This window comes from Croceicoccus sp. BE223 (assembly GCF_031457155.1).
Taxonomy (GTDB): Bacteria; Pseudomonadota; Alphaproteobacteria; order Sphingomonadales; family Sphingomonadaceae; genus Croceicoccus.
On record NZ_JAVDWB010000006.1, the window covers coordinates 49,454 to 64,366 of the forward strand.

General features: G+C 65.4%; 18 protein-coding genes. 1 reads left to right on the plus strand and 17 read right to left on the minus strand.

The annotated features are described in order from the left end of the window. Positions 1–9 precede the first annotated feature (9 nt). From nuoL to J2X37_RS12675, 17 genes are all read right to left on the minus strand, one after another. Positions 10–2,055 carry an NADH-quinone oxidoreductase subunit L gene (gene nuoL, locus J2X37_RS12595; RefSeq protein WP_310021800.1) on the minus strand — a complete coding sequence of 682 codons (2,046 nt, stop codon included), beginning with the start codon at positions 2,053–2,055 and terminating at the stop codon, positions 10–12. 4 nt (positions 2,056–2,059) lie between these two features. Beyond that, positions 2,060–2,365 carry an NADH-quinone oxidoreductase subunit NuoK gene (gene nuoK, locus J2X37_RS12600; RefSeq protein ID WP_066556264.1) on the minus strand — a complete coding sequence of 102 codons (306 nt, stop codon included), beginning with the start codon at positions 2,363–2,365 and terminating at the stop codon, positions 2,060–2,062. Beyond that, positions 2,362–2,979: an NADH-quinone oxidoreductase subunit J gene (locus J2X37_RS12605; RefSeq protein WP_310021803.1), complete on the minus strand. Its 618-nt coding sequence runs from the start codon at positions 2,977–2,979 to the stop codon at positions 2,362–2,364. The genes nuoK and J2X37_RS12605 overlap by 4 nt, the downstream gene beginning before the upstream one ends. Positions 2,980–3,000: 21 nt before the next feature. Then, a complete protein-coding gene (nuoI, locus tag J2X37_RS12610; protein WP_310021805.1) occupies positions 3,001–3,486 on the minus strand; it encodes an NADH-quinone oxidoreductase subunit NuoI in 486 nt (161 codons plus the stop codon). Beyond that, positions 3,483–4,529, minus strand: coding sequence for an NADH-quinone oxidoreductase subunit NuoH (gene nuoH / locus J2X37_RS12615; RefSeq protein WP_310021807.1), 1,047 nt, complete (start codon positions 4,527–4,529; stop codon positions 3,483–3,485). Before nuoH ends, nuoI begins: the two co-directional genes overlap by 4 nt. Further along, entirely contained in the window at positions 4,526–6,547 is a 2,022-nt protein-coding gene (gene nuoG, locus J2X37_RS12620; RefSeq protein WP_310021809.1) for an NADH-quinone oxidoreductase subunit NuoG, read from the minus strand. The genes nuoH and nuoG overlap by 4 nt, the downstream gene beginning before the upstream one ends. Then, positions 6,547–7,836: an NADH-quinone oxidoreductase subunit NuoF gene (gene nuoF / locus J2X37_RS12625; protein ID WP_310021811.1), complete on the minus strand. Its 1,290-nt coding sequence runs from the start codon at positions 7,834–7,836 to the stop codon at positions 6,547–6,549. Before nuoF ends, nuoG begins: the two co-directional genes overlap by 1 nt. Before the next feature lie 2 nt (positions 7,837–7,838). After that, complete coding sequence (locus J2X37_RS12630; RefSeq protein WP_310021813.1) at positions 7,839–7,982, minus strand: hypothetical protein; 144 nt, start codon at positions 7,980–7,982, stop codon at positions 7,839–7,841. A gap of 1 nt (position 7,983) precedes the next feature. Next, a complete protein-coding gene (locus J2X37_RS12635) occupies positions 7,984–8,652 on the minus strand; it encodes an NAD(P)H-dependent oxidoreductase subunit E (protein WP_310021815.1) in 669 nt (222 codons plus the stop codon). After that, positions 8,652–9,038 carry a nuclear transport factor 2 family protein gene (locus tag J2X37_RS12640; protein ID WP_310021817.1) on the minus strand — a complete coding sequence of 129 codons (387 nt, stop codon included), beginning with the start codon at positions 9,036–9,038 and terminating at the stop codon, positions 8,652–8,654. The genes J2X37_RS12635 and J2X37_RS12640 overlap by 1 nt, the downstream gene beginning before the upstream one ends. Continuing rightward, positions 9,013–9,237 carry a hypothetical protein gene (locus J2X37_RS12645; protein WP_310021819.1) on the minus strand — a complete coding sequence of 75 codons (225 nt, stop codon included), beginning with the start codon at positions 9,235–9,237 and terminating at the stop codon, positions 9,013–9,015. The genes J2X37_RS12640 and J2X37_RS12645 overlap by 26 nt, the downstream gene beginning before the upstream one ends. Positions 9,238–9,380: 143 nt before the next feature. Then, the gene (locus J2X37_RS12650) at positions 9,381–10,592 is read right to left on the minus strand and encodes an NADH-quinone oxidoreductase subunit D (protein WP_310021821.1); all 1,212 of its coding nucleotides are present in this window, start codon (positions 10,590–10,592) and stop codon (positions 9,381–9,383) included. Further along, positions 10,589–11,134, minus strand: coding sequence for a hypothetical protein (locus J2X37_RS12655; RefSeq protein WP_310021824.1), 546 nt, complete (start codon positions 11,132–11,134; stop codon positions 10,589–10,591). The genes J2X37_RS12650 and J2X37_RS12655 overlap by 4 nt, the downstream gene beginning before the upstream one ends. Beyond that, positions 11,131–12,021, minus strand: coding sequence for an NADH-quinone oxidoreductase subunit C (locus J2X37_RS12660; RefSeq protein WP_310021826.1), 891 nt, complete (start codon positions 12,019–12,021; stop codon positions 11,131–11,133). The genes J2X37_RS12655 and J2X37_RS12660 overlap by 4 nt, the downstream gene beginning before the upstream one ends. Before the next feature lie 11 nt (positions 12,022–12,032). Then, positions 12,033–12,596, minus strand: a complete 564-nt coding sequence (locus J2X37_RS12665; RefSeq protein WP_310021829.1) for an NADH-quinone oxidoreductase subunit B family protein — start codon at positions 12,594–12,596, stop codon at positions 12,033–12,035. Next, a complete protein-coding gene (locus J2X37_RS12670; RefSeq protein WP_310021831.1) occupies positions 12,587–12,961 on the minus strand; it encodes an NADH-quinone oxidoreductase subunit A in 375 nt (124 codons plus the stop codon). Before J2X37_RS12670 ends, J2X37_RS12665 begins: the two co-directional genes overlap by 10 nt. Positions 12,962–13,117: 156 nt before the next feature. Continuing rightward, on the minus strand, positions 13,118–13,603 hold the full coding sequence (locus tag J2X37_RS12675; RefSeq protein ID WP_310021833.1) for an SH3 domain-containing protein: 486 nt from the start codon (positions 13,601–13,603) through the stop codon (positions 13,118–13,120). 83 nt (positions 13,604–13,686) lie between these two features. Here J2X37_RS12675 and J2X37_RS12680 point away from each other — a divergent pair, with 83 nt between their 5' ends. After that, positions 13,687–14,718 (plus strand): D-glycerate dehydrogenase, encoded by a 1,032-nt coding sequence (locus J2X37_RS12680; protein WP_310021836.1) that lies wholly within the window; start codon positions 13,687–13,689, stop codon positions 14,716–14,718. Positions 14,719–14,913 lie beyond the last annotated feature (195 nt).

Sequence of the window (14,913 nt, forward strand, 5' to 3'; positions counted from 1 at the left end):
CCCGTTCCCTTAGCGAACCATGACCCAACTGATCGCGGCGACGAGCCCGAGCAGCATGACCAGCGCGTAGCTGTAGAGATAACCCGTCTGCACGACCTGCGCGTAACGCGACCCCTGCGCGACGACCCACGCCGCCCCGTTGGGGCCGAAGCGATCGATCGTGCCTTCGTCACCCCACTTCCAGAACTTGCGGCCCAGCCAGAAGGCCGGCTTCACGAAGAGAACATGATAGAGCTCGTCGAAGTACCACTTGTTCTTGAGGAAGGTGTAGACGCCGCCGAACATGCCGACGAAGCGGCCCGCCGCGTCGGGATCGCGGATGTAGTTGTTCCACGCGATGGCGAGGCCGATCAGCATGACCGCCCCCGGCGCGATCTTCACCCAGGTCGGCACCTCGTGCATCGCGTGCATCAGGTGCTCGTTGTAGAAGATCGAGCCGTTCCAGAACGCCGCACTTTCAAGAAACGAGTGGCTCCAGATCGCGCCGGCGAAAATCGCGCCCAGCGACAGGATGACCAGCGGCAGCAGCATGACCCACGGGCTTTCGTGCGGGTGATAGCCCGCCGTTCCCTCGCCATGCGCGATCGCACCGTGCGCGGGGGCGTGCGGGTCGTGCCCGGCGTCCTCGTCCGACGGATGATCGTGATGATCCCCGTGAACCGCGTGCTGGATATGCTCCGACTGTTCCCAGCGCGGCTTGCCGAAGAACGTCAGGAAGACGAGCCGCCACGAATAGAAGCTGGTCAGCAGCGCAGCGGCGATGCCGATGAAGAAGGCGAAGCGGCCCATCTCGGTCCCGCTGGCGAACGCGCTCTCGAGAATGGCGTCCTTCGAGTAGAAGCCCGCGAAGCCGACGTGCGCGAACCACAGGCCGACGCCGGTGATCGCCAGCGTGCCCGCCGTCATCGCCCAGAAGGTGATCGGGATATGTTTCCTGAGGCCGCCGTAATAGCGCATGTCCTGTTCGTGGTGCATCGCGTGGATCACCGAACCAGCCCCCAGGAACAGCAGCGCCTTGAAGAAGGCGTGGGTGAACAGGTGGAACATCGCCGCGCCATAGGCGCCGACACCGGCAGCAAAGAACATGTAGCCGAGCTGCGAGCAGGTCGAATAGGCGATGACCCGCTTGATGTCGGTCTGCGTCGTGCCGACGGTGGCGGCGAAAAGGCAGGTCGCCGCACCGATGAAGGTGACGAAGCCGAGCGCGATCTGGCTGGTTTCGAACAACGGCGAGAGGCGGCAGACCATGAACACGCCCGCGGTCACCATCGTCGCCGCGTGGATCAGCGCCGACACCGGGGTCGGGCCTTCCATCGCGTCGGGAAGCCACGTGTGCAGGCCGAGCTGCGCCGACTTGCCCATCGCGCCAACGAACAGCAGCAGGCACAGGATCGTCATCGTGTCGAGACGCATGCCGAGGAAGCCGATCGAGCTGCCGGCCATTTCCGGGGCACGGTCGAGGATCTCGGGAATGGAGGTCGTGCCGAACACGACGAACACGCCGAAGATGCCCAGCATGAAACCGAGATCGCCGACACGGTTGACGACGAAGGCCTTTATCGCGGCGGCATTGGCGCTGGGTTTCCTGAACCAGAAACCGATCAACAGATACGAGGCTAGGCCCACGCCTTCCCAGCCAAAGAACATCTGAACGAGGTTGTCGGCCGTCACCAGCATCAGCATCGCGAACGTGAACAGCGACAGGTAGGCGAAGAAGCGCGGCTGGTCCGGATCCTCGTCCATGTAGCCCCACGAATAGAGGTGGACGAGCGCGGAGACGCTGGTGATCACCACCAGCATCACCGCCGTCAGCGTATCGACCCGCAGCGCCCAGTCGAAGGTCATGTCGCCCGAACGCACCCACTGCAGCACCGGGGTGACGCCGGCTTCGGCCGTGCCGGTCATGAAGCCGAGGAAGATCGGCCAAGACAGTGCGCAAGAGAGGAACAGCGCCCCGGTGGTCACCGCCTTGGGAAAGACGGTGCCGAAGCTCTTGTTCGCGAAACCCGCGATGATCGCCGCCAGCAGCGGCCCGAAGACGATAAGCTCGATCACGCGATTATCCCCGCATCCGGTGGATGTCGTCGACCGCGATGGTGCCGCGGCCACGGAAGTAGATGACGAGAATGGCAAGACCGATGGCCGCCTCGCCCGCCGCGACGGTCAGCACGAACATCGCGAAGATCTGGCCGGTCAGGTCGCCGAGGAAGGCGCTGAACGCGACGAGGTTGATGTTCACCGCCAGCAGGATCAGCTCGATCGCCATCAGGATGACGATGACGTTCTTGCGGTTGAGAAAGATGCCCAGGACGCCCAGCACGAACAGGATCGAGCTGACGACGACGTAGTGTTCGATGCCGATCACAGCGAGACCCCCTTGCCCACTTCGGGCTTGACGTTGATCGTCGCCTCTTCGGGGCGGCGCTTGACCTGCTTCGAGATGTTCTGCCCGCGCGTGTCGCTGCGCTGGCGGTGCGTCAGCACGATCGCGCCGATCATGGCCACCAGCAGGACCAGGCCCGCCGCCTCGAACAGGAAGAGATAGCGACCGTAGAGCAGCCCGCCGATGCTCTCGATATTGGAGCGTCCGGCAAGGGTCATCGCCGAACCGTCCGCCTGTCCCAGCGTCAGCGAGCCGACGCGATAGGCGCCCAGGCCCAGGACCAGTTCGGCGAGGAGAACGACGGCAAGCAGGATGCCGAGCGGGAAGTTCTTCATGAACCCGGCGCGCAGTTCGGCGAAATCGATGTCGAGCATCATGACGACGAACAGGAACAGCACCGCGACCGCGCCGACGTAGACGATCACCAGCAGCATCGCGATGAATTCCGCACCGACCAGCACCATCAGCCCCGCCGCGTTGAAGAACGCGAGGATCAGCCAGAGCACCGAGTGGACCGGATTGCGGCTCATGATCACCAGCACGGCGCTGGCGATCAGGATGGCCGCGAAAAGGTAGAAGGCTATTACGTGGATCATGGTCGTCTTCCCGCGCGGCCCCTAGCGGTAGGGCGCATCGGCTTCAAGGTTCGCGGCGATCGCACGCTCCCACTTGTCCCCGTTGGCCAGCAGCTTCGCCTTGTCGTAGAGCAGTTCCTCGCGCGTTTCGGTCGCGTACTCGAAGTTCGGCCCCTCGACGATGGCATCGACCGGGCAGGCTTCCTGGCAGAAGCCGCAGAAGATGCACTTGGTCATGTCGATGTCGTAGCGCGTGGTGCGGCGGCTGCCGTTCTCGCGCGGTTCCGCCTCGATTGTGATCGCCTGAGCCGGACACACCGCCTCGCACAGCTTGCACGCGATGCAGCGTTCCTCGCCGTTCGGATAGCGGCGCAGGGCGTGTTCGCCGCGGAAACGGGGCGACAGCGGGTTCTTCTCGAAAGGGTAGTTGATCGTCGCCTTGGGCTTGAAGAAATACTTCAAGGTCAGCCAGTGCGCCTTCACGAACTCCCAGAGGGTGAACGACTTTACGAGATGGGCGACGCTCATGCGAAGTGTCCGGTAGCCATGAGATAACCGCTGACGATGAAGACCCACAGCAGCGAGAACGGCAGGAAGATCTTCCAGCCAAGACGCATAAGCTGGTCATATCGGAACCGCGGCACGGTCGCCTTCACCCAGCTGAAGATAAAGAAGAAGAACAGGATCTTGATGAACAGCCAGACGAAGCCGTTGACCCAGTAGAGCGGCGCCCAGTCGACCGGGGGCAGCCATCCGCCGAAGAAGAGCACCGCGTTGAGCGTGCACATCAGCAGCACGTTGGCATATTCGCCAAGCCAGTAGAGCGCGAAGCTCATCGACGAATATTCGGTCTGGTAACCGGCGACGAGCTCGCTTTCCGCCTCGGTCAGATCGAAGGGCGCGCGTGCTGTCTCGGCCATGCCCGAAATCAGGAACAGCACCCACATCGGGAACAGCAGCGGATTGAAGCCGAAGCCATTGAAGAAGCCCAGCACGTGGCCCTGCTGCGCGACGACGATGCCGTTCATGTTGAACGTGCCCGCCCACAGCACGACGCAGATGATGATGAAGCCGATCGAGACTTCGTAGCTGATCATCTGAGCCGCGGCGCGCATGGCCGAGAAGAACGGGTATTTCGAGTTCGATGCCCAGCCCGCGATGACGACGCCATAGACGCCCAGCGAACTGATGGCGAAGATGTAGAGCAGGCCCACGTTAATGTCGGCCAGCACTGCGCCCGAATTGAACGGAATGACCGCCCAGGCCAGCAGCGCCACTGTAAAGGTGATGATCGGCGCGATCAGGAACAGGCCCTTGTTCGCCGCCGAAGGGATGATCGTTTCCTGCAGGAAGACCTTGAGCCCGTCCGCGAAGGATTGCAGCAGGCCGAACGGGCCGACCACGTTGGGACCGCGGCGCAGCGCCATCGCGGCCCAGATCTTGCGATCGGCGTAGATGATCATCGCCACGCCGAGCATCAGCGGCAGCGCGATCAGCAGGATGCCGCAGATCGTGGCGACGAACCACGCCCAGCCGTACGTCATCCCGAGGCTGATGAAGAAATCGGTCATTCCGCGGCCTCCGCAAGGGGCTCGCCATGGAGGAGTTCGGCCGAGCAGCGCTGCATCGTCGGGCTCGCCCGGCAGATCGCGTTGTTGAGATAGAAGTCGGCGACCGGATAGTTGTCGATCACGCCCGAAGCCTCGCCTCCGCCGGAGGGAAGCGCGGTGCCGAAATCGACGAGGCCTTCGCGGGCCAGCGCCGGGGTGTCGGCGAACATCGCGGCGCGAAGCTGTTCGAAACTGTCGAAGCCGACCGATACGCCCAGCGCATCGGCCAGCGCGCGCAGGATCGTCCAGTCCTCACGCGCGTCGCCCGGCGCGAAGATGGCCTTCTCGCTGCGCTGCACGCGGCCCTCGATGTTGACATAAGTGCCGGCCTTTTCGGTGTAGGCCGCGGCGGGCAGCACGATGTCGGCCGCATGCGCGCCCTTGTCGCCGTGGTGTCCGATGAAGACCTTGAGCGAATCCGGAAACCTGGTGAAGTCCACCTCGTCCGCACCCAGCGCCAGCAGAACCTTCGGCCTAGCGGCGGCGAGGTCGGCCATGCCCCCCTTCTGCGCGAGGCCGAGCATCAGCCCGCCCATGCGCGAGGCGGAGAAGTGCAGCGCGTTGAAGCCGTTCCAGACGCTTCCGTCTTCCATCGTGCGCACGACGTTCCATTCGCTCGCCAGCGCCAGCGCCTTGTCCAGCGCTCCGCGACCGAGCGCCGCACCGCCAAGGATGATCGCGGGCCGCGCGGCATTGCCCATCGCGTCGGTCACATCGGACGACAGCGCGTTCAGCACCGAAAGGTCGTTGCCCAGGAAAGTCGCCGCATAGGTCGTTTCCCACTCCGGCCCGACAACGAAGACCTTCGCCCCTCGCTTCGCCGCCTTGCGCAGGCGGACGTTCAGCAACGGCGCTTCGTGGCGGACCTGGCTGCCGACGATCAGGATCGCATCGGCCTTCTCGATCTCGGCCAACGTGGTGTTGAAGTTCACTGCGGCGAGATTGTCGGTCGCGTAGACCATCCCGCTCTGGCGGCCTTCGATCAGGGTCGAGCCCATCGCGCGGAGCAGCGCCTTGGCCGCGAACATCGTCTCGCAATCGAGCAGGTCGCCGTAGACAGCGGCGATGTCCTTGCCGGGCGCGGCCGCCTTGATCATCCCGAAAGCCTCGTTCCAGCTCGCGGGCTGGAGCTTGCCTTCCCTGCGAACGAAGACCTTGTCGAGGCGGCGGCGGGTCAGGCCGTCGACGGCGAAGCGCGACTTGTCGGAGAGCCACTCCTCGTTCACGTCGTCGTTGATCCGCGGCAGCACGCGCAGCACTTCGCGACCGCGCGCGTCGATGCGGATGTTGGCGCCCAGCGCGTCCATCACGTCGATGCCCAGCGTCTTTTTCAATTCCCAGGGCCGCGCCTCGTAGGCGTAGGGCCGGCTGGTCAGCGCGCCGACCGGGCACAGGTCGATCACGTTGGCCGAAAGCTCGTGCTTTGCCGCCTGCTCCAGGTAGGTGGTAATCTGCATGTTCTCGCCGCGATAAAGCGCGCCGATCTCGTCCACGCCGGCGATCTCCTCGGAGAAGCGCACGCAGCGGGTGCAATGGATGCAGCGCGTCATCGTCGTCTTGATGAGCGGGCCCATGTACTTTTCGGTGACCGCGCGCTTGCTCTCGTCATAGCGCGAGCCGCCGCGGCCGTAGGCGACCGACTGGTCCTGCAGATCGCATTCGCCGCCCTGGTCGCAGATCGGGCAGTCGAGCGGGTGGTTGATGAGGAGGAACTCCATCACCCCTTCGCGCGCCTTCTTGACCATCTCGCTGTCGGTGCGGATCTCCTGGCCGTCGGTGGCGGGCAGCGCGCAGGATGCCTGCGGCTTGGGCGGCCCGGGCTTCACCTCGACAAGGCACATCCGGCAGTTGCCGGCGATCGACAGCCGCTCGTGATAGCAGAAACGCGGGATTTCCTTGCCGGCAAGCTCGCAGGCCTGCAGCACGGTCGCGCCTGCGGGGACCTCGATGTCCTGACCGTCTACCTTAACTGTCGGCATTACTCAGCTGCCTCTGCCATATTGCCCGCTTCACGAATGCGGCGTTCCAGCTCCGGGCGGAAATGCTTGATCAGGCCCTGGATCGGCCAGGCCGCCGCGTCGCCCAGCGCGCAGATGGTGTGGCCCTCGACCTGTTTGGTCACCTGTTGCAGCATGTCGATTTCCTCGACCGCCGCATCACCGACGCGCAGCCGTTCCATCATCCGCCACATCCAGCCCGTGCCTTCGCGGCACGGCGTGCACTGGCCGCAGCTCTCGTGCTTGTAGAAGTAGCTGATCCGGCTGATCGCCTTCACGATATCGGTCGACTTGTCCATGACGATGACCGCCGCGGTGCCGAGCCCGGACCCGACCGCCTTCAGCCCGTCGAAATCCATCGGCGCGTCCCAGATCTCGGCCGCCGGGACAAGCGGGACGGACGAACCGCCGGGGATGACCGCCAGCAGGTTGTCCTTGCCGCCGCGGATACCGCCGCAGTGCTTCTCGATGAGTTCGCTGAACGGGATGCTCATCGCCTCTTCGACGACACAGGGCTTCTCGACGTGGCCGCTGATCTGGAAGAGCTTGGTGCCCTTGTTGTTCTCGCGCCCGAAGCTGGCGAACCATTCGGCACCGCGGCGCAGGATCGTCGGCGCCACCGCGATCGATTCCACGTTGTTGACCGTGGTCGGACAGCCGTAGAGGCCGGCGCCGGCCGGGAACGGCGGCTTCAGGCGGGGCTGGCCCTTCTTGCCTTCGAGGCTCTCGATCATCGCGGTCTCTTCGCCGCAGATGTAAGCGCCCGCGCCGCGATGGACGAAGACGTCGAAGTCGTAACCCGAACCGCAGGCGTTCTTGCCGATCAGGCCCGCGTCATAGGCCTGCTTGACCGCATCCTCGAGCCGCCATGCCTCGCGGATGTATTCGCCGCGGATGTAGATGTAGGCTGCCCGCGCTCGCATCGCGTAACCGGCAACCAGCGCGCCTTCGATCAGCTTGTGCGGATCGTGGCGGATGATCTCGCGGTCCTTGCACGAGCCGGGCTCGGATTCGTCGGCGTTGATGACGAGGAAGCTGGGGCGACCGTCCTTCGATTCCTTGGGCATGAAGGACCATTTCATGCCGGTGGGGAAGCCCGCACCCCCGCGACCGCGCAGGCCGCTGGCCTTGATCTCGTCGATGATCGCGTCCTGCCCGCGAGCGAGCAGCGCCTTGGTATCGTCCCAGTCGCCGCGCGCCTGCGCCGCCTTCAGGCCCCAGTCCTGATAGCCGTAGAGATTGGTGAAGATGCGGTCCTTGTCAGCCAGCATCGTTAAGCTCCGAGTCCGAAAACGAAAATGGCCGCGGCGATCAGGATCGCGACCAGCGCCACCGTCTTGACGATGCCCTTCAGCACCTTCCACGCGATGAAGACCGCGAGAAGCGCAATGACGATGACGATGATGCTGCTGTCCACCTTACCACTCGCCCCGATAGTCGTGGTTGGCGTCGACCATCGCGGTCAGCGTGGTCGGCCCGCCAACGGGTTCGACGGTGTGGCGGCCCGGTTCCTGCGTCCCGGCCTTCGGCGTCTGGCCCTCAGCCAGCGCGTCGAGGATCGCGTCGAGGCGTTCGCCGGTGAGGTCCTCGTAGTTGTCGTCGTTGATCTGGACCATCGGTGCGCTCGAGCAGTTGCCCATGCACTCCACCTCGGTCAGCGTCCACATGCCGTCGTCGGTGGTGTGGCCCTTGCTCATGCCGCGCTTCTTGCAGGTCGCCATGACCTCGTCCGAGCCGCGCAGCCAGCACGGCGTGGTGCCGCACACCTGCACGTGGAAACGGCCCACCGGCACGAGGTTGTACATCGTGTAGAACGTCGCGACCTCGACCACCCGGATCACCGGCATGTCGAGATAGCGCGCAACGTACTCCATCACCGGGATCGGCAGCCAGCCCTGCGTCTGGGTTTCCTCGCCCACCTGGCGCTGCGCGATGTCGAGCAGGGCCATGACGGCGGACTTCTGGCGACCTTCGGGATAATGCGAGATCGCCTCCTTCGCCTTCGCCTCCCACGCGGGAGTGAACGCGAAGCCGCCCCAGCGGGCGCGCAGTTCGGGGGTTTCGGGTTCGATGTAACGGTCGGCCATTAGCGGACGAACTCCACGCGGGCGCACCTTTCGCCCTCGAAAGTGTAGATGGCGACCACATCGAACGGCTCGACCGGCGGCGAACCGTCGGTCGCGGGGCCGCGCGTGACATGCTCGCGCATCAGGACGTAATTGCCGATTTCCTGGGCCGAGACGATCTCCGCCCGGTTCTGCGGCCAGCGCGCGAACGCGGCGGCGAGGCCCGAGCGTGTCCCCTCCCTGCCCTCGCGAACGACATCGCCGCGGTAGTTCGCCTCGCACGCGTCATCCGTCATGAACGAGACGTAGGCGTCGACGTCCTGCGCATTGTAGGCGTCGATCATCGCGCGGGCAATGTCGGTCAGGCTGCGGCTCATCGTGTCAGCCACGCGGGCCCCCGCGGTCATTGGTGCGCTTTCTCTTGAACGCTTCCCACTGGCTCTGGCCGAACATGTAGAGTTCGAAGCCGCCGATGCAGGCGATCACGTTGGGCAGCCAGTCGGCCGTGTCGGCACCCAGATAGAGCGCGAGGAAATAGAACGCGATCAGGATCAGGCCGGTGGCCGATGCAAGCACGCTCATCTGCTGGTTGGTATCGAGTTTCATGGTTCTGGACCCTCCGAAGATGGCATCGACCGATCCCCATGGATCGATGCCGCCCCGCGCCTGTTTCACACCGACCATTGCCCGGGCCTGAAACGTGCCGCCCTGACAGGGAGCGGCAGGCCGGAAAAGACGGTCGGCGCAGATCACCGGTCACACTCTCCGAACACGACGTCGATCGCGCCGAGGATGGCGGTCGCGTCGGGCAGCATGTGTCCCTTGCACATCATGTCCATCGCCTGGAGATGGCTGAACGCGGTCGGCCGGATCTTGCAGCGATAGGGTTTGTTGGACCCGTCGGAGACGAGGTAGACGCCGAACTCGCCCTTCGGGCTTTCCGTCGCGACGTAGACTTCGCCCGCGGGAACGTGGAATCCCTCGGTATAGAGCTTGAAGTGATGGATCAGCGCTTCCATCGAGCTCTTCATCTCGGCCCGCTTGGGCGGGCTGACCTTGCGGTCGAGGCTGGCGATCGGCCCATCGGGCATCTCGGCCAGGCACTGCTTCATGATGCGGGCCGACTGGCGCACTTCCTCAACGCGGACCATCATCCGATCGTAGCAGTCCGAGTTGGTGCCGACCGGAATTTCGAAGTCCATCCGGTCGTAAACGTCGTAGGGCTGGCTCTTGCGCAGGTCCCACGGGATGCCGGCGGCGCGGATCATCGGGCCGGAAAAGCCCCAGGCCAGCGCGTCTTCCTTGCTGACGATCGCGATGTCGACATTGCGCTGCTTGAAGATGCGGTTGTCGACGACGAGGCTCATCGCGTCGTCGAACAGCCGCGGCAGGCGGGTGTCGAGCCAGTCGCCGATATCGGTGAGCAGCTTGAGCGGCACGTCCTGGTGCACGCCGCCGGGGCGATACCACGCGCTGTGCATGCGCGCGCCCGACGCGCGCTCGAAGAAATTGAGGCAGTCCTCGCGGATCTCGAACAGCCACAGGTTCGGGGTCATCGCGCCCACGTCCATGACGTGGCTGCCGATGTTGAGCATGTGGTTGCAGATGCGGGTCAGTTCGGCGAACAGCACGCGCAGGTACTGGGCGCGGATCGGAACCTCGACGTTCAGCAGCTTCTCGATGGCCAGGACGTAGCTGTATTCCATCGCCAGCGGCGAGCAGTAGTCGAGCCGGTCGAAGTAGGGTAGCGCCTGGAGGTAGGTCTTGTACTCGATCAGCTTTTCGGTGCCGCGATGGAGCAGGCCGACGTGCGGGTCGACCCGCTCGATGATCTCGCCGTCAAGCTCCATCACCATGCGCAGCACGCCGTGCGCCGCCGGGTGCTGGGGCCCGAAGTTGATCGTGTAGTTGGTGATGACTTCGTCGCCGGTCGTCGGCGACTGTTCGAGTTGCATCGTCATCCCTTGCAGCTCCAGGTGCCGATATAGGGGTCGCGCTCGCCCTCGGGCAGCTTGACCGCCATGGTGGCGCTCTTCTTGTCGTCCGCCAGCGTGACAGCCACGGTCAGCGCCAGGCCGCCGTCGATCGCCTTGCGCTCCAGCGTCGGGCCGTTGACGATGTAGTCGGTGCCGTCGGCCTGCGCGAACAGCGCCATGGCCGGCTTGCCATTGGGGCGCACGACGCCTGCGCCGGCCTTGTCGTCCTGCGGCGGAGCGCCGACGGTCAGGAGCACCCGCCCGCCTTCGTCGGCAAAGGTGCACAGGCCCGCGCCCTTGGTGCTGTCGGCAATCAGCGTGCCGTCATCGGCCTGCAGTTCCAGCAGTTCGGCATAGGCATATTCGCTGTTCGCGCCGGGCAAGGTGATGTCCAGCTTCGCCTCGGTCGGCGCGACGGCGACGTTCTCGGCCTTCGTCGCGGCGGCCTCGACGGGCGCGTCGGCCGGCTTGTCGCAGGCCGCGAGCGCGACGAGCGAGGTCGCCAGGATGGCGGTGCGCAGGATCACTGGCCGTCCTCCTTCTTCGCCTTCTTCGCCCGCGGCTTCTTCACCGGGTCGGTCGCCCCTTCGGTGTCCTTCGCCTTGGCCTGGCGCGGCTTGCGGGCGGGCCGATCCTCGGTCGGCGCGGGCGCTTCGGCGTCCTTGCCGCCCTCCTCCTTGGCGGGAGCGGGATCGGCGACCTTGTCGTCGGCGGCCGCATTGGTCGCGGCACCGGCACCGGTCTGCGCCGGGGTATCGGTCGTCTTGGGTTTGTCGACGGTCGGCGCAGGCGGGGTTTCGGCTGCCTTCTCGTCACCCGGCAGCACGTAGTCCGCGCCTTCCCACGGGCTCATGAAGTCGAAGCTGCGGAAATCCTGCGCGAGCCGCACCGGCTGGTAGACGACGCGCTTGTCTTCCTCGGAATAGCGCAGTTCGACGTGGCCGGTCAGCGGGAAGTCCTTGCGGAAGGGATGCCCTTCGAATCCGTAGTCGGTGAGGATGCGGCGCAGGTCCTCGTTTCCGGCGAACAGGACGCCGTACATGTCGAACACCTCGCGCTCCAGCCAGCCGGCGTTGGGCCAGATGTGCGTGATCGTCGGCACCGGGTGCACCTCGTCGGTCGAGACCTTGACGATGATGCGGTGGTTCCTCGTCACCGAAAGCAGGCAGTAGCAGACCTCGAACCGCTCGGCCCGCGACGGGTAGTCGACGCCCGCAATCTCCATCAGCTGCTGGTATTCGTGCCCGTCGCGCAGCACGATCATGGCATCGGCCAGCCGGTCGCGCACCACGCTCAGCAGGATTTCGCCGTGCTCCTCGTGGACGCCGGCGATCATGTCGCCGAGCGCCGCGGCCAGCGCCGTGGCGACACCCTCGTTCGAAGCGAGCTTCGGGGCGGAATGAAGGACTGCCATCTCCGCTCCCCTTACCGTGCGACCGTGCCGATGCGGCGGATCTTGCGCTGCAACTGCATCACGCCATAAAGCAGCGCTTCCGCGGTCGGCGGGCAGCCGGGTACGTAGATGTCGACCGGGACGATGCGGTCGCAGCCGCGCACGACGCTGTAGGAATAGTGGTAGTAGCCGCCGCCGTTGGCGCACGATCCCATCGAGATGACGTACTTGGGATCCGACATCTGGTCGTAGACCTTGCGCAGCGCCGGGGCCATCTTGTTGCACAGCGTGCCGGCGACGATCATCACGTCCGACTGGCGCGGGCTGGCGCGCGGCGCGACGCCGAAACGCTCCATGTCGTAGCGCGGCATGTTGACGTGGATCATCTCGACCGCGCAGCAGGCAAGGCCGAAGGTCATCCACCACAGCGAGCCGGTGCGGGCCCACTGGAACAGTTCCTCGGTGCTGGTGACGAGAAAGCCCTTGTCGTTCACCTCGGTCTGCAGCGCGTGGAAATAGCTTCCGTCCGGCTGGCGGACTTCGCCCGGCTGTGCGGTCGGCATCTGGGCCGGGACAAGCGTCTCGTTCACTCCCATTCCAGGGCTCCCTTCTTCCAGGCGTAGGCAAAGCCAATGACCAGTTCGCCCAGGAACACCATCATCGTGATCCAGCCCGGCCAGCCGGTCAGGTCGAGGCTGACCGCCCAAGGAAACAGGAACGCGGCTTCGAGGTCGAAGATGATGAAAAGGATCGCGACCAGGTAGAAGCGCACGTCGAACTGGCTGCGCGGATCCTCGAACGCGGGAAAGCCACACTCGTACTCCGAGTTCTTTTCCGCGTCGGGATTGTGCGTGCCGGTCAGGCGCGCGACACCCATGGGCAGGAATACGAACAGGGCGGAAAGCCCGAGCGCGATCCCGAGGAAGATCAGGATCGGCAGATATTGCGATAGGTCGACCAAGACAGACTCGCTTTGGCTAGTCGGTTTGCGATTGCGAAATGCGCCCTAGGCATCTGGCAGCCGGGGCGCAAGAGGGCGTGTGGATTAGCGCACCAGCCCGCACAAGGGTACCGGTCCCGCAACCGCCTGATTCCATGCCCGCGGCGCGGGGCGATCTCAGGGTTTGCCGACTCCCCAGAGCCGCCTCTGCGCGATCCAGCCCGACCGTTCGCCGACCGCGAAACGGCAGTAGCCGTTGCGACAGTCGCCCAGCGATCCGCTCACCCCCGGCTCCGCCCGCCACAACACCTTGCCGTCGGCAACGGCCTGGGCGCGCATCGGCGCCGGATCCTTGCCGATGACCATAGCGGTGCGTTCGAGGCTCAGGAAGCGCGAGACGATCCAGCCGCGCGTGCCGTCGGGATCCTCGACCAGGCGCCAGCCCGACAGCTTGCGGACGACCCGCATCGGCAGGCCCTTGCGCTGGTAGACCCATTCGATCGGGTAGGATTCGCTGGGACCGACCCGCATGTTCGCCTCGTCGGCGCGAAGCGAGACCCAGTACGGCACGTCCTCTTCAGCGATGGCCGGTGCCGGGAGCATGGGAAGCGCGAGCGCGGCACATGCGAGAAGGGTTCGGAACAGGGGGCGGATGCGCGACATGGCCCCGGCATAGCGCCCGCGCCGCTGCCGCCGCAAGCTTCCGCGCTTGACCATCCCCGCGTTGTGGACGTAGCGCAGCGGACATGCCCCACCGCAGCGAACCCGCCTCGAGCCGTATCGATACCCGCCGCGTCGTCGGCACCGTCCGCGTCGGCGTGACGCGCCACCTTCTGCCTTCGATCGAGCAGCGCATGGGCGAGCTTTTCGATGTGACCCTCAATCTGGAGGACAGGCCGCTGACGCGCGAGGAAATGGCCGCGCTGCTGCAGGCCAACAACGTGCTCGTGCCGACCGTCACCGACGAGATCGACGCCGAACTGATCGCCGGCGCCGGGCCGGACCTGAAGCTGATCGCCAACTTCGGCGCGGGCACGGACCACATCGATCTCAAGGCGGCGCGGGCAAAGGGAATTATCGTCACCAACACCCCAGGGGTGTTCACCGAAGATACCGCCGACATGACCCTTGCGCTGATCATCGGCGTAATGCGCCGAATGCGTGAAGGCACCCACATGATCCGCCGCGATCAGTGGAGCGGGTGGGCCCCGTCGGCAATGCTGGGTCGCAAGCTGGGCGGCAAGGTGCTAGGAATCGTCGGCATGGGCCGCATCGGCCAGGCCGTCGCCCACCGCGCCCGCGCTTTCGGCATGAAGGTGTTGTACCACAACCGCCACCGCCTGCCCGACGCGGTGGAAAACATGTTGGGCGCCGAATATGCGCCGACGCTCGACGCGCTGCTGGCCGGCAGCGACATCGTCACGCTGCACTGCCCGGCGACGCCCGGCACGCAGAACCTGATCGACGCCGCAGCAATCGCGCGGATGAAGCCGGGCTCGGTGATCGTCAACACCGCGCGCGGCGAGCTGATCGATTACGAAGCGATGATCGCGGCGCTGGAGAGCGGCCACCTGCGGGGTGCGGGACTGGATGTCTATCCCGACGAACCGCACGTCGACCGCCGCCTGATCGACCACCCCAACGTCATCACCCAGCCCCACCTCGGCAGCGCGACCGAGGAGGGCCGCGAGGCTTCGGGCGAGCGGGTCATCGCCAATATCCGGACCTGGGCCGATGGACACCGTCCGCTGGACCAGGTGCTCGAAGGCTGGGTCTGATCGCCGCCGCCCGCGACAGGGCCTTGTTGTCGCTGCACGCGACAGGGCCTGATTGAATTGCAACGCAAAGGCTGTCCTGTGCCCGGGCCGGGGCCAGGGGCGTGACGCCTTGTCTCGCCCTTCGTCTTGCGGCAAGGCGCGATTCGATCTGAGGTCCCTCACGCAGCCGGAACGGCGCTGGCGAGAGGGGGAGAG